Source organism: Pseudomonas sp. Root329 (assembly GCF_001424925.1).
In the GTDB taxonomy this organism is placed as follows: Bacteria; Pseudomonadota; Gammaproteobacteria; order Pseudomonadales; family Pseudomonadaceae; genus Aquipseudomonas; species Aquipseudomonas arabinosi.
Genome location: NZ_LMCV01000001.1, coordinates 250417 through 263525, shown reverse-complemented (window position 1 = coordinate 263525; position 13109 = coordinate 250417). Strand labels below are relative to the sequence as shown.

At 56.0% G+C, this 13109-nt stretch carries 8 protein-coding genes; all 8 read right to left on the bottom strand.

All coding sequences use genetic code 11. From position 1 onward, the window contains the following. Positions 1–11: 11 nt before the first annotated feature. The 8 genes from ASC74_RS30650 to tssM all read right to left on the bottom strand — a co-directional run bounded on the left by ASC74_RS30650 (position 12) and on the right by tssM (position 13101). The gene (locus ASC74_RS30650) at positions 12–761 is read right to left on the bottom strand and encodes a lysozyme inhibitor LprI family protein (protein ID WP_082555740.1); all 750 of its coding nucleotides are present in this window, start codon (positions 759–761) and stop codon (positions 12–14) included. Positions 762–946: 185 nt separating this feature from the next. After that, positions 947–1690 carry a hypothetical protein gene (locus ASC74_RS01200; protein ID WP_056738653.1) on the bottom strand — a complete coding sequence of 248 codons (744 nt, stop codon included), beginning with the start codon at positions 1688–1690 and terminating at the stop codon, positions 947–949. A 2-nt stretch (positions 1691–1692) separates the two neighbouring features. Beyond that, positions 1693–4746: a hypothetical protein gene (locus ASC74_RS01195; RefSeq protein ID WP_056738651.1), complete on the bottom strand. Its 3054-nt coding sequence runs from the start codon at positions 4744–4746 to the stop codon at positions 1693–1695. Next, positions 4743–5774 (bottom strand): tetratricopeptide repeat protein, encoded by a 1032-nt coding sequence (locus ASC74_RS01190; RefSeq protein WP_056738649.1) that lies wholly within the window; start codon positions 5772–5774, stop codon positions 4743–4745. Before ASC74_RS01190 ends, ASC74_RS01195 begins: the two co-directional genes overlap by 4 nt. An 11-nt stretch (positions 5775–5785) precedes the next feature. Next, positions 5786–7822 (bottom strand): type VI secretion system Vgr family protein, encoded by a 2037-nt coding sequence (gene tssI, locus ASC74_RS01185; protein WP_056738647.1) that lies wholly within the window; start codon positions 7820–7822, stop codon positions 5786–5788. Positions 7823–7850: 28 nt separating this feature from the next. Next, positions 7851–8852, bottom strand: a complete 1002-nt coding sequence (locus ASC74_RS01180; RefSeq protein ID WP_046045026.1) for a serine/threonine-protein kinase — start codon at positions 8850–8852, stop codon at positions 7851–7853. Beyond that, positions 8849–9577: a PP2C family protein-serine/threonine phosphatase gene (locus ASC74_RS01175; protein ID WP_046045025.1), complete on the bottom strand. Its 729-nt coding sequence runs from the start codon at positions 9575–9577 to the stop codon at positions 8849–8851. The genes ASC74_RS01180 and ASC74_RS01175 overlap by 4 nt, the downstream gene beginning before the upstream one ends. Next, positions 9577–13101, bottom strand: a complete 3525-nt coding sequence (tssM, locus tag ASC74_RS01170; RefSeq protein WP_056738645.1) for a type VI secretion system membrane subunit TssM — start codon at positions 13099–13101, stop codon at positions 9577–9579. The genes ASC74_RS01175 and tssM overlap by 1 nt, the downstream gene beginning before the upstream one ends. Positions 13102–13109: the final 8 nt, after the last annotated feature.

The following is a 13109-nucleotide window of genomic DNA, read 5'->3' as shown; positions in this document are numbered from 1 at the left end:
ATTTCCCAGGGCTAAAGCGAATAATCCATAACCTCTCTAAGCACCCAACACTGCCCACGCACAAATCGGTACTCGAATACATAATCGGTATCAGGCTTTTGCAGAAGCGCCGTGGCGGTGTTGCCCTGCTGTTCCTTGACGGAAAGCGTCAAGCCATCCGCCTCGCGCCTCGCTCGATCCGGCATCAGCGGAAACTTGATCTGCTCGTCACTCAACGTGTTTTTGTTCATTTCCGGTTCGGAATCTCCAGCCACCGTAGTGACGAGTTGCAGCGGCCGTTGTACAAAGACTTTTTGCACATCCACGCGCTCCGAAAAGGACGCGAGGAAATCAGCGAAGTCGGTCGAGGGACAGGCGATTGCTGGCGGGGCGATTCCGTCCAGTTCGACCGAGCGCTCCTGACTCATCCGGGTGATGCAATTGTTCACGGCCGTCGCGTAAGCGGGTTTATCAGCCCCAATTTCAAAGGCCTCCACAGCACAGTTTGTATCGCGCAGTTTCACCCACGCCCGCTGCGCTTCCTTAACCTTTACTGCATACGCCGCGCCCAGTTGGGGGTCACGTTTATACTGGGTTTCAAGCCGCGCCATCAGTTCGTGATAACGCGTATTCAACTGCGAATCAGCGTTTTTCATCGCAAGCTCGGCACAGTGGTCAGCCTGCGTGCTGGATGTGATTTCTTTGCAATCGTCATCGGCAAATGCAGGTGAAAGCGGAACCAGACCAAGTAATAGCAATGCAAAACGACTGGGCATTTTCATTTTTTCAGTCCTTGAAGAATCTCACCCCCTTTTCCCTAACTGAGAAGGGTCAAAAGAAAAGGGGACGAATTTATTTATTGGCGACCATATCATCACAAATAAACCCGTCCCCTTTGGGCTGTTCAAAATAGAGCGGATTTATTTACGTTAAAAAACAATCCGCCCCAATTCGCTCAATATTAAGATTACTTCAACAACGCTTTCAAACCTTCATAATCATAGCGTGTAAAGGTTTTTTCGATACCTTTTTCCGCCACTTCTAAATACTGAGGAGACTTCAAGTCACTGGCCTTATATACAGAGAAGATTGCGTCAGAGTTGAACTGATGTTGGGTGCTGCCTTGCTTAACAGCACCCGACGGCGATTTAGATACCAAATCGTCCTGAGATTTATAAGTTCTCACCAAATGGATGTCCTTGTACTGAGCCTCATCTACATTCAAAGCTACCGACGGAGTCCTGTTCAAAGACTCTATTGAGATTCTTCCCGCAATGTTCTTCCACTCGTCAGAAAACTCATAGATCGACTCCTCATAATCCTCGACGAGCTGTCTGTTAAGATCACAAACAGCCTTGTTGATGAGAATACCATTTCTGTCATTACGTATATTTGCATATATGCAATCGACAACGACATTGTCTCCTTGCCTACTCAGCGTAAAGTACGCTTCAAACGGAGTGCTCGATGCCAGGTTTTCATAGTGCAACGCTTTAGTGCCATTGAAGTCAACGAAGTCTCTCGTAACTTCTCCTTTATCGCCAATGACACCTTCAACAATTTTGCTTCCGCCCGACCAGCTAACTTTCAGGCTCTGAGTCGCTTCATCTACTTCATAAACATCGCCCGTAGAGACCGTTGCTTTTTCAGCAGCAGATACGGTAAACGAGAGGCCAATGAACAACAAGACAAACAGGTTTTTCTTTTTCATTCTTATCGAGTCTCCGGCGCTACGGATGTAGCTCTCAAAATAGCTTCAAATTTAGTGGCATAACTCGCGATCAGAACCTTCTGATCAGAACCGTTGATAACTTTACGGGCGCCTTGATAGTCCTTGGTGGTGTTATTTACATAGGTGCCCAATTTTTGATTGGTAAAAATACCCTCTTTCATACCCCAAATCATAATGGGAACTGAATTTTTAAATCCAGCAGCCTCTTCAGGACTTCCAACAAAATCTATCCCGAAATAATCTTTGGCTTTCTGATAGTTGTTTTTCCATGTCAAGTGCACCAAACCACGCCCGCGGTATTTAAAACCGTCACCTTGGACGGTGTTTCCGTTACCTACCGCTCTCTCCCTATGCGCAGCACTCGCTGCAAGAACAGGATCATACTTGTCGAAATAACTAACCGACCCAATCTCCGGCGCGGCACTAAAATATTCTGCGATTGTGTAGTTGTATGCCTCATGCCTCGCCGTTGCGAACATATACGACAATTCATATATCGTCAGCATTTCTCTATTTTTATCGACGTAGATATTTATGTTTTTTACGATTTCCCGTAGATTTTCTTTCGACTTCGCTGAAAGTGCGGGAGATTCCGCTTGGAATGATGCGTGCTGTTCGGCATACATAGCAACAAATCGCTCTACATCTATGTATACGGATTGACTCATGAAATTATCAAGCAACGCTATCGGGTGAAAATGCCAAATCAAACTAGAACTGATAGCCGCCTTTCCCGCGAGCTCATCCCAAAAAACATACTTATCAATACGCTCTTTCTCATGCTTCAACGTTTTGGGGGAGGTTTCTAACAACTGATCTAATTTACTCCACTTTGCAGAGTCCGCTTTGTCCTTCCATTCGGTCGGATGATGAGCGATCAACTTCGACCACCGTGAACGTGTTTCAGCATTTTTTAACGCATTCGCGAGCTCAGCTGGTTCGACTTGGCCGTCGTGGTTTGTGTCAATTTTTGCGAACAAGTCTTTAAAGAACTGCGGCATGTCTTCGGGATCAAGGAAACCATCCGCCGTAGCGTTTGTTTCTTCAACAATCTGGAACCCCAGTTTTTCCCAGTCGTGCTGGGTGATGATTTTCGCGCCTGTTTTTTTTACCAGTCCGCTAACCGGTTGACCGTCGTCGGTGATGCTAACGTTGTACCAGTCTTCCGGGCCGACTTTGACCACAGGGGCCTTGCCGAGGTCGACAGCGTGGTCGAGCTTTAGCGGTGTCGTGCCAGTCGCCGGGGCTACTTTCTTAAGCTCCGTTCCGGTCGGCAATTGAAGGTACTGCTTACCTGTTTTAAGGCCAGCGAGGTTTTTGAGGAAATCTTTCACTTCCGCTTCGGCGGTGAATATTTCGACGTGAACCTGAAACTTGCTGTCCGACGCGCCTTGCTCGCTGGTGAGATTTTCCGTCTGCCCCAAGTAGCCGATCGGGTCACCCGCCTTGATGCCGGTGCTGGTGGCTACAACACTATCGAATTCGCTGGGCGTGACGGTCTCCCAACTTACGTATTTATTCGGCAGTACGTTCTCCACACAGGCCCAGAACGTCGGCGGCATAACACCATTCCCCCAAAGCGAACCACTCACTAATGTGCAAGCGGCCATACGCAGCGTTTGATTGCCGACGGAAAGGTTTAACACCGCTTTACTGTCGAACTCGATGACGCTGCCAACGTTCAGCTGCAGCGTCCCTTTCGGACTACCGGCTGGCTGTCCATTAGTAGGGGTTGCAGGCGCGTCGTACAGCGGCAAGCGCTTCACCAACTTCGCTTTAACCTTGCCCTGCCAATAGTTCGGCCGAAGACGCTCGGGCAACAACTCTTCCTTCCAGATTTGAGTATTTGCGGTGTTTTTGTAGGGCTCTCCATTTTTCAGGTAAGCGAACCAGACTGCATCTCCAACACCACGGGTTTTGGTCGAGCCTTTTTTCACGCTTCCGGAAAGAATTTTACCTTTGGCATAAGTCAGCTCGCCGCTGTCGGCCGTTTCGAGAATTTCCAGTCGAGTGCCATTAACCAGTTTTCCGTCGGCCTGCGAGACGACACCGGGCTGGGGCGCCGTTGGATAGGCATTGAAGTCACCGACTTTCATGGTGACTTTCTTGGCGGGCGTTTCTTCAGGAGCCAGCGGGTAACGAGCATGAGGCAACAAGTGCATGTAGAGGCTGTAGAAATTCAGCTTGTTTTGCTTACCCTTGTTCGGTCCTTCTTCCGCATTCGGCGCGGATTTGTATTCGTGGCGCACCAGGCAGAAGGAGTTGGAGTACTTCAGTTTTTTCTCGTTGTCGCCGAAAGTTGACTCTAGATAATCTTCGTTAAGACGATAAGCAACGACTTCACCATCGGCCATGCAGCGAACGGGCTCATTCAGTACACATTGGGGAGCACTTGAGTTGGTAATGTGGATGCCTCCATGCCAAAACTTGTTGCTGCCCAACAGGTAGTGACCCGAGGTTTCAACTTCAAGGACTTTGTAGATCTCCTCGGCGTCGGTGAACTGCTTCCCATCAGCCTTCCTGAATGGATACTGGAAATTCATCAGAGGTGCAGGACCTGCCGGGGAAGGTGCTGGAGCAGGAGCAGCCACTGGCGCCGGTTGCGCCCCCGTCCTGTATTGGGCTTTCGGACGCAAAAACTTTTCTGGCATCGGCCAGTAACCGCTCAGGTGCCCATACTTAGCGGATTTCGGCCCAGAAGAAGATTGCGAGCCGAAAAAATTCCCCGCGGTCCGTACTGAGTTGATGTCCTCGACTACCCCCGTATGCCCGTGGAAATTGATCCAAAGTGCAATATCGCCGGGCTCGACGCTCGCGAGCGGGATGACGTTAAAATGGGTTACGTCAACATTTAACTGTCCCGTAGTCAGGTATGGGATTGAATATCCCGCATCCTTCAACATTCGGTACAACAGCCCTGAACAATCGATTTCCTTGCGACCGTCGGCGTCTGCGTCGGCGTACCCTTTCGCAGGGCCGTATTCATATTGGCTATGTGGGTAGTTAACCCGCTGTTCAAGTAGGCCGGTACTCATCGGAAGCTTCCTGCTTTAAGACATTGAGTTGAGTTATCAGCGACGACGCCTTGGGCCGCTAAGTGGTCAACACCTCGCGCACCGGACTCACGATCCGTTTTCTGAACCTCCTGATAACACGCCATTGCTCTGGGCAGATCAGCTGGGACGATGCTGCCGACTTCATACACTTGGCCCAGTTGGCTCAGTGCGTCAACTGAGCCTCGGTGCGCGGCGCTTTCCAATGCGGCCATTGACTGTTGCGGATTGATACAGACGTGCTTGTCGTCGTATTCACCCTCATCGCAGTAAAAATTTGCAAGCGTCACGCCTGCGTCGGGAATGCTTTTTGAAGCAGCAACCAAAAGATCCAAAATTTTGGTGTTATCCAAGCGTGGAGCTTGTCCAGAAAGACTGATTCCCGCAGCAGACAATGCAGCCTGCGGCGAACCATGTTGAGCTCCGGCTAAATAGCTATCCAGTGCTGCGGCGTACAGGTAAACACCGGATTCGGGCGAAGCATGATTAGCCAATCGGTCAAACCACACACCTTTCTTCAGCTCTCGCTCACCGGGCGATAGTTTTTCCGTTCGAGCCACACCCTCTAAAACGTTTTCAAGCGACCAATCTTCGACACGGCTCAGAACCCAGCAGTTGTCGTTTTTGAAGACGAAAATTTTCAGAAATCCGCCCACCTGGTCACGGACGATCACCTTGTTAGGTAATTCGACCTTAATGGTGAGATTCGACTCAGCGGCATTTTCTGGAATGAGAACGCTCAATTCAGTAGCGTCCAGTGTCTTGAGTTTACGTTTGACTACCTTCGGCTTATCACCATCGAAAACCACTCGAATCTCTTGGACGGGAGAGGCGATAAAGGCCTTCTGTGTCTCAGGCTGGGAGGCGAAAACTTTAACGAACTCTGCAAAGTCGTCACTCGGACATTGAGCATCAATGGACGACGAGGCAAAGGCACAGGTGTGCATACCTAAGGTCAGCAGTGCGATGGAACACCACTTCACCAGCCTTACATGTTTGTTTGTTGTCATCACGAATCTCATCACTCAGAAAACACAAAAAAAGCCTTCGGTTTAACCTTCTCAGGCGGCGCATTCAACAACGCCTGATCCATCAAACTCCCCGCCTTATCCTTATCCGCCGCCCCCGGCAGCACCGGCGGCTTAATCCCAATCCCCGTCCCACTCCCAGCAGACCCACCGGCATTAATTTTCACCACCGGCCCAACAACCGTAATCCCGCCAGCGTCGAGTTTGATAAAGCTCCCACCCGCCTTCACGGTAAGCTCCATCCCAGCCTCAATCACAATCTTGTCCCCAGCCTTCAGATGAATCTCTTTCCCAACGCTAGTCAGCTGCGCAGTCCCCAGCTTCACATGCTGGTTCTGCCCAATCGTCAGGTGATCATCCATCCGCGCTTCAGTCTTGCGATCCGCAATCGTGGTGCGATGCTCTTCAGCTTTGAGCTCGGTGTAAGTGTTCTTCTCGACGGTGTCGTGCCGCTCATTCCCAACCCGAATCTTCTGATCATGCTCAATGTTTTCATCCCAATCCCGCTGGGCATGGATGAAGATCTGCTCGGCGCCTTTCTTGTCTTCAATGCGCAACTCATTAAACCCGCCGCCACCCGGTGAACTGAGGGTTTTGAACACAGTTCGGGTTTTGTTCGCCGGCAGGTCGTAGGGAACGAGGTTTTCCTTGTGATACAGGCACCCAGTCACCAGCGGCTGGTCAGGATCCCCTTCAAGAAAGGTCACCAACACTTCCATACCGATCCGCGGGATGGCGATGGCGCCATAACGATCGCCGGCCCAACTCGATGAGACGCGCATCCAGCAGCTGGTTTTGTCATCTGCCAAACCTTCACGGTCCCAGTGGAATTGCACCTTGATGCGGCCGTACTGATCGCAGTGAATCTCTTCCCCTTTAGGCCCGGTAACCATGGCGGTCTGGCTGCCGAGTACACGCGGTTTCGGATGCTCCAGCGCCGGGCGGTAGAACACGTCCCACGGCGTAGCGAGAAAGCGGTTGCGGTAGCCTTGGTGGAAGTCGTCCTTGTTGTCGGTGGTGTCGCTGGTCACCGACTCTTCGAGGACTTGTGGTTGTTTGCCTTCGTGGAAGATTTCGGTGAGCAGCCAGAGGTCATTCCACTCGGTGCGCGGGTGGTCGGACATTTCCAGGAAGTGGCCGCTGACCAGGGTGGTCTGATCGCTTTTGCCTTCGGCCTGGCGGTAGTCGGCGCGGTGGCGTTCGAGGGCGCGTTGGCTGAGGAATTTGCCGCGCGCGCGGTCGATGAAGCGGCCGGGGTAGTCGTAGTCTTCGAGGTCCGGCGCGTCGCTTTGCGTCTCGGGTTTGTAGGCGGACTCGAGTTGCAGGCGTGGTTTTTCGAAGTCGTAGTCGCGACGGGTGACGCGGCCGGTGCGGGTTTCCAGGCGCAGTTTGAAGCCTTTGATCACCGGTTCGTCGGCGACCATGCCGCTGCCTTGCACATAGGCGGTCGGTTGCCCGAGTTTAGGGAACACGGTCTGATCGTCGCCGAACACCAACAGATGACTTTTGGAGCTGTGCTGGAAGTGGTAGTGAATGCCTTCTTCTTCGCATAGGCGCTGGACGAAATGCAGGTCGGTTTCGTCGTACTGCACGCAGTAGTCGCGATCCGGGCAGGGCTGGCTTAACTGGAATTTGTAGGCGTTGCCCTTGATCCCGTGTTCGTCGAGGATCAGCGCGATGATTTTCGGCGCGGACATCTGCTGGTAGATGCGCTGATTGTTGCGGTGGTGCAGGTATTGCAGTTGCGGCACCAGGGAGATTTTGTAGCGGGTCAGGCGTTTGCCGGCATCGCCTTGGGCAACGCGGTAGATCTGGCCATGGATGCCGCTACCCTGCGGATCGAACGCCAAAAAAGCCTGTTTGTGCAGGAGTTTTTCCAGGTCCAGATCAGGGTTTTCGCTGACCAGTTCCAGGTCGAAGCGATATGGCTGGCTGATGCCTTCGGTGCCGGTGAACGACAGCACTTGCAGGTCGCCGACGTAGTCTTCGACGGTCAGGCTGAAATGCGTTTCGTTGGAAGGGTTAAACATTGTTTGCTCCCTGTTCGGTAGTCATCCGTTACGCCCGACGTCGCAGACGTTGCAGCCAAGTCGATGTGGCGCCCATAGCGTCACGCAGTTGGGCGGCAGTGATCGTTCGATCTGCCGCATTGAATGCCAGCGCCGTTCGCAGGGCTGGCCAGCAGTGTTTCGGGAGATTCCTGGGGGCGTGCAGCTCGCGTTCGAGGTGACCGTCGCGGGCTTCGGTCGAGGGCAAGCGGCGGAACGGGTGTTTGCCGCCCGCCAATTCGTAGAGCACGCAGGCCACGCCGTAGACATCCGCACTGGCCGACAGCGGCTGGCCTTCGAGCAGTTCGGGGGCGGCGTAGCCGGGGGTCCAGGCGTTGAAGCGGTTGCGGCTCAGGTGTGGCAGGCCGGGCAAGATGCCCTCCTCGGCCTGGCCCAGACCGAAGTCGAACAGGCGCACGCCTTCTTCGCTGAGCATGACGTTGCTCGGCTTCATGTCACCGTGCAGCACGCCGCGAGCGTGGGCGAAGGCCAGCGCGTCGAGCAGCGGCAGCGCGATGTCGCGCAGTTCTTTCCACGGCAGGCCCAGTGGCCGCTCGCAGAGTAATTTGTCCAGGGTCAGCCCACGCATGAGTTCCATGGTGATGAAGGCGCGCTGGCAATCGGTGTCCACTTCAAAGCTGTGCAAACGCAGCACGTTGTCGTGGCGCAGGCGTCGGGTCAGGGCGAACTCGCTGTAGAGCAAGGCACTGGCGTCCGGCGATTCGGCAAATTCTTCGCTGAGGATTTTCAGCGCGATGTAAGGGTCGGGGTCGCCGAACTGTTCGCTCAGCAGATCCCGTGCGCGGTAAACCGCGCCCATGCCGCCGGCACCGAGCAGGCGTTCGATGCGGTAACGGCCTGCGAGTACGTCGGGCATTTCGCCGACGCTGGCCTTGGTCGGCGCCAGCGCGGGTTCAGCCTTGTGTGATTTGGCGAACGCGAAGTAAGTCAGGTTATTGGCTTCCTCGTCAGTCACCAGCAGGTCGTCGAGCGGCGGCATGAGTTCAGTCATTTTCGGATCACCACAGCAGTCAGGTTGTCCCGGGCCGAGCCACGCAGAGCGCCGTCGAACAGACGCTCCAGCGCAACGTGCGGCGCGGTCAGGCTCAGGGCGTTGCCCAAGGCATCAGTGCTCAGCCCCTGGTACAAGCCATCGCTGCACAACAGAAACGTATCGCCGGGGTAAACCTCGAGTTCGAGCACGTCCAGCGTCAGCACATCGGCTGCCCCAACCGCACGGGTCAGGGCATGGGCCGAAGGATGCGCACGAGCGTCCTCGATGCTCATCTGTTGCTCGTCGATGAGTTGCTGTTGCAGCGAATGGTCCTTGGACAGCTGATACAAACGCTGGCCGCGCCACAGGTAGCAACGGCTGTCGCCGGCCCAGATGCAGGCCGCGCGATTACCTTCTACAAGCAGCGCCACTACGGTGCTGCCCATGATGCTGTCGTGGCGCCCGGCCGTGACGGTCAACTCCTGACCCAAACGACGGTTAAGCCAGTGCAGGCACTGGCGTATGCCTTTGAGTCGTTCGTCGAAGTCGTCCTGCACCGGCAATTCCGCCAGGCTGGCAACGATCAACTGGCTGGCGATGTCGCCACCCTGATGACCGCCCATGCCATCCGCGACCACCCACAGCCCCTGCTGTGGGCAGTCCAGGAAAGCATCTTCGTTGCGCGCCCGAACCTTGCCCGGATCGGTACGCGCAGCGCTGCGCCAGGGACTGGCAACCAGCATCAGAGCTGCACCGGCATACGGAAGGTACGCAGCACGCCCATGTCGAACGGGTTCGGTGTGCGCTGGCTGCTAAGCAGGTAATTGGCGCGCAGGCCGCCTACGTCAGCTTTGAGCACCAGCACATCGCGACCGCTCAGGTACTCGGTCTGCATCAGGTCGAACAGACGGAACAGCGACCATGGGCCGGTGTTCTTCTCGATGCCGATCGGGCGGCCGGCCATTTTGTCGAGGACCAGGCTGGTGCGACCGTCTTCAGCGTCGGTCGGCCATTTGAACGACACCGGCACGATCGGGCCGTGGCGGTATTCGATGGTCTTGTCGCCAAACTTGAACTCGGAACGGCTGACGGCCGGGTCGAGGGTGTACGGCTCCAGTTTGAACTGCACTTGTGGCTCGGCCGGGTTGATCGAAAAGAAGCTTTGGCGAATCACTTGTGCCGCGGCCATCTGGTCGAGGTAGACCTTGGAGATCGGCATGCTGTGACCGTCGATGCTGCGCAGACGGTAGTTGCCTGGATCGCCACTCACGAACGGACGCATGTAGGTTTCAAAGAAGCGATCGTTGATGCCCTGCGCCTTGAAGAACTCGCGGAAGTCGCTGATCGCAACGTCGCTGGTGCTGTGGGCGCTGAACGGGTAACGCTTGTTGATCGCCTTGCCGTAGAAGCTGTACAGCTCGGTCTGATAACGCTGGTTCAGGTACTGGTAGGAATCGTTCAGCACCAGACGCCAGGTGTCTTCAGCCAGTACGTTGAACCACACGCTGACCGGACGCGGCAGACGGTTGGAGGCATTGCGCAAGTTGCTCAGCGCATCACGCTGGCCGCTCATGCGGGTCTTGGCCATTTCGAACGCAGCCTGCTCCGGCGCGCTGGCACGAGCGAGGCTCGCCAGTTGCAGTTGCAGGTCGTTGAGTGCCGTCAGGGCCGGGGTCAAATCAGCGGCCGGGCCGTTGTTGTCATCCAGCAAACGGTGCAGCGGTTCGAAGCGGCGTTGCAGGGATTTCTTCGCGGTGTCCGGCAGGTTCTTGGTCATGTCTGCGGCTTTGTCAGCCGCAGCCGCCGCGAGTTTGCCGAGCTTGCCGCCCTTCTCGCCCAGTTTGTCCGCCGCCTCGGCCGCTTCATCAGCATTGTCGGCGATCACCGAGAAACGGGTGTTCTCGCGCACTTCCACCAGCAGTTGCAGCACGGGCGAGTTGGCGGACGTCAGGCCCGCCAGTTGCTCGGCGCCTTCACTGAAGTCGCTGATTGGAGGCAGTGCAACCTGGCCGACCGCTTCGCTCCAGAAGTTGGCGTAGTCGCGGAAGTACAGTTGCTCCAGTTCGACCATCAGGCGACGCAAGTCCATGCCGCTGATGCCCGAGCCTTCGCCCAGCACCCAGTTGTCGCGCAGGATATCGGTGACCAGCGCAGAGCCCTGAACCGAGAAGTACTGCTGATAACCCTGCTGGGTGTAGAAACCCGGGATCACGTATTCGGTGCCGACAAACAGCGCACCTTGTGGACCCAAGTGTTGGCTAAGGCGATATTCGGGCAGGTTGCGAGCCTGCTCGCGCAGCATCCGGTAAACCACGTTGGCCAGCGACTCGCTGCGCAACACCTGACGCGCCTGGGCCACCAGTTGATCGTTCAGCGGGTAGATAAACGGCTGCTTGAGCAAACGCTCGAAGTGGGTGTTCAAACCGTTCTGCACGGCGGTGTTGCCGGCGTAACGCTGGGACCATTCAGTGGCCACCCAATCCTTGAGCCACGGGCCGTCGCGACGGTCTTTCATGTTCAGCATCAGGTACGCACGCAGGCTGTTGAGCAGGCGTTCGCGGTCCTTCATGTTGGCGCGGATCTGCCCTTCCAGCAGGGTCGCAACCTTCGGCAGCAGTTGCGCTTCAAGCTCACGCTCGTAGGCCTCCTTGACCACCGGATTGACCTCTTCGCCTTGGTACAGGCCGCCACGTTCGTGGTACGACACGTCACCTTTTTTCGGGAAGACCTGAGTCGCCGCGTAGCGGGTGTCGAGGGTCTTGAGCACTGCCATGGAATCATCACGCGCGGTCAGGGCCGAGCGCTGTTGAGTCCAGTTTTGAGCCAGGTTACGCAGGTTTTCCAGACGCTCGTAGTTGGCGGAGAAACCGCCCGCCCACAGCATGCCGAACAGTGCCAGTGCCGCCAATGCGCCCACGTACAGGGCACGTTGGCCCCAATGGATGCGGCTGCGTTCGCGCTTGTCCAGGCCGGCCAGGTCAGCTTCCGGGAAGATAACGCGGCTCAGCAAATGGTGAATGAAGCGCGAACGGCCGCTGCGCAAGGTCGGCAGCACGCCAGCGTTCATCCCCAGATTGGCGCCGATGCCGGCGGTGGTCTGGTCCATCTCTTGAGTCAGGTGCGGTGCGCTGGTCAGGTAGAAACCGCGCAACTGGCTGACACGCTGGTAGCGGTTGCCGGTGAACGCCATGTCGACGAACAGGCACAAGCGCTCGCCGATCTGCCCCAGTTGATGCGGGAAGTCGAGGATGCGGCCACGGCGCTGGGTGTCGCGCTCCTGGTGCATGCGCATGATCACTTGGCTGTTCAGGCGACGCAGCAGCTCTTCGAACTCGGCGCGCAGCACGGCGACGTCGGTGCCGCTCTGCTCTTTGCGGAAGCTGGTGCCGAGTACTTGATCGCTTTCTTCGCGGGTCAGTTGATCGAAGAACTCGTCGAAACCGAGCAGCTTGTCAGCCTTGCTCAGCACCAGATAAACCGGCACATCGACGTGCAGTTTTTGATGCACGTCTTGCAGACGGGCACGTACCTGGCGAGCCAGGGTGTCGAGGTCTTGCTCGGTGTTGCCCAGCAGCATTTCCACCGGAATGGTCACCAGCACGCCGTTCAACGGACGGTTACGGCGACGCTTGCGCAGCAGGTCGAGCAAGGTGCTCCAGGCGCTGCCATCGACTTCGGCATCCGGCTGGGTCAAGTAACGCCCGGCGGTGTCGATCAGCACACCGTGGTCGGCGAAGTACCAGTCGCAATGACGGGTGCCGAGGGTGTCGCGGGTCAGTTTGCGGTCGATCTTGTTGATCGGAAACTCAAGGCCCGAAAAGTCCAGCAGACTCGTCTTGCCGCTGCCCTGCGGACCGATCAGCAAGTACCACGGCAAATCGCTGCGCCAGCGCTCGCTGCGACCGCGATAGAGGCTCGAGGTCTTCAGGGTTTTCAACGCATCCTTGAAGCGTACGCGAAGCTCTTTCTGCTCTTCGTCGATCAACTCTTCACGGCGGATACGGTCCTGGCCGTCTTCGGTGTCTTCGATAGCCTTTTTGCGTACGCCAGCGCGCCAGCTGACGAAGACCATGGTCAGGCCCCAGATCAGGAACAGCACACTGATGGTCAGCAGGCGGGAGGTCGAACCTTCCCAGAACTTGTAGTCATTGACCGCCAGCAGCGGCCCGACGAACCACACCAGCAGCGCGACGAACAGCACCAGCAGCAAGGTCCAGACCCAGGTCTGACGCAAGAATGCGCCGACTTTCTTGAAAAACTTTTTCATCACACGTC

Excerpts from the sequence above, each read along its gene's own strand:
- ASC74_RS30650 (WP_082555740.1), bottom strand. The coding sequence starts at position 761 with ATGAAAATGCCCAGTCGTTTTGCATTGCTATTACTTGGTCTGGTTCCG.
- ASC74_RS01200 (WP_056738653.1), bottom strand. The coding sequence starts at position 1,690 with ATGAAAAAGAAAAACCTGTTTGTCTTGTTGTTCATTGGCCTCTCGTTT.
- ASC74_RS01195 (WP_056738651.1), bottom strand. The coding sequence starts at position 4,746 with ATGAGTACCGGCCTACTTGAACAGCGGGTTAACTACCCACATAGCCAA.
- ASC74_RS01190 (WP_056738649.1), bottom strand. The coding sequence starts at position 5,774 with ATGACAACAAACAAACATGTAAGGCTGGTGAAGTGGTGTTCCATCGCA.
- tssI (WP_056738647.1), bottom strand. The coding sequence starts at position 7,822 with ATGTTTAACCCTTCCAACGAAACGCATTTCAGCCTGACCGTCGAAGAC.
- ASC74_RS01180 (WP_046045026.1), bottom strand. The coding sequence starts at position 8,852 with ATGACTGAACTCATGCCGCCGCTCGACGACCTGCTGGTGACTGACGAG.
- ASC74_RS01175 (WP_046045025.1), bottom strand. The coding sequence starts at position 9,577 with ATGCTGGTTGCCAGTCCCTGGCGCAGCGCTGCGCGTACCGATCCGGGC.
- tssM (WP_056738645.1), bottom strand. The coding sequence starts at position 13,101 with ATGAAAAAGTTTTTCAAGAAAGTCGGCGCATTCTTGCGTCAGACCTGG.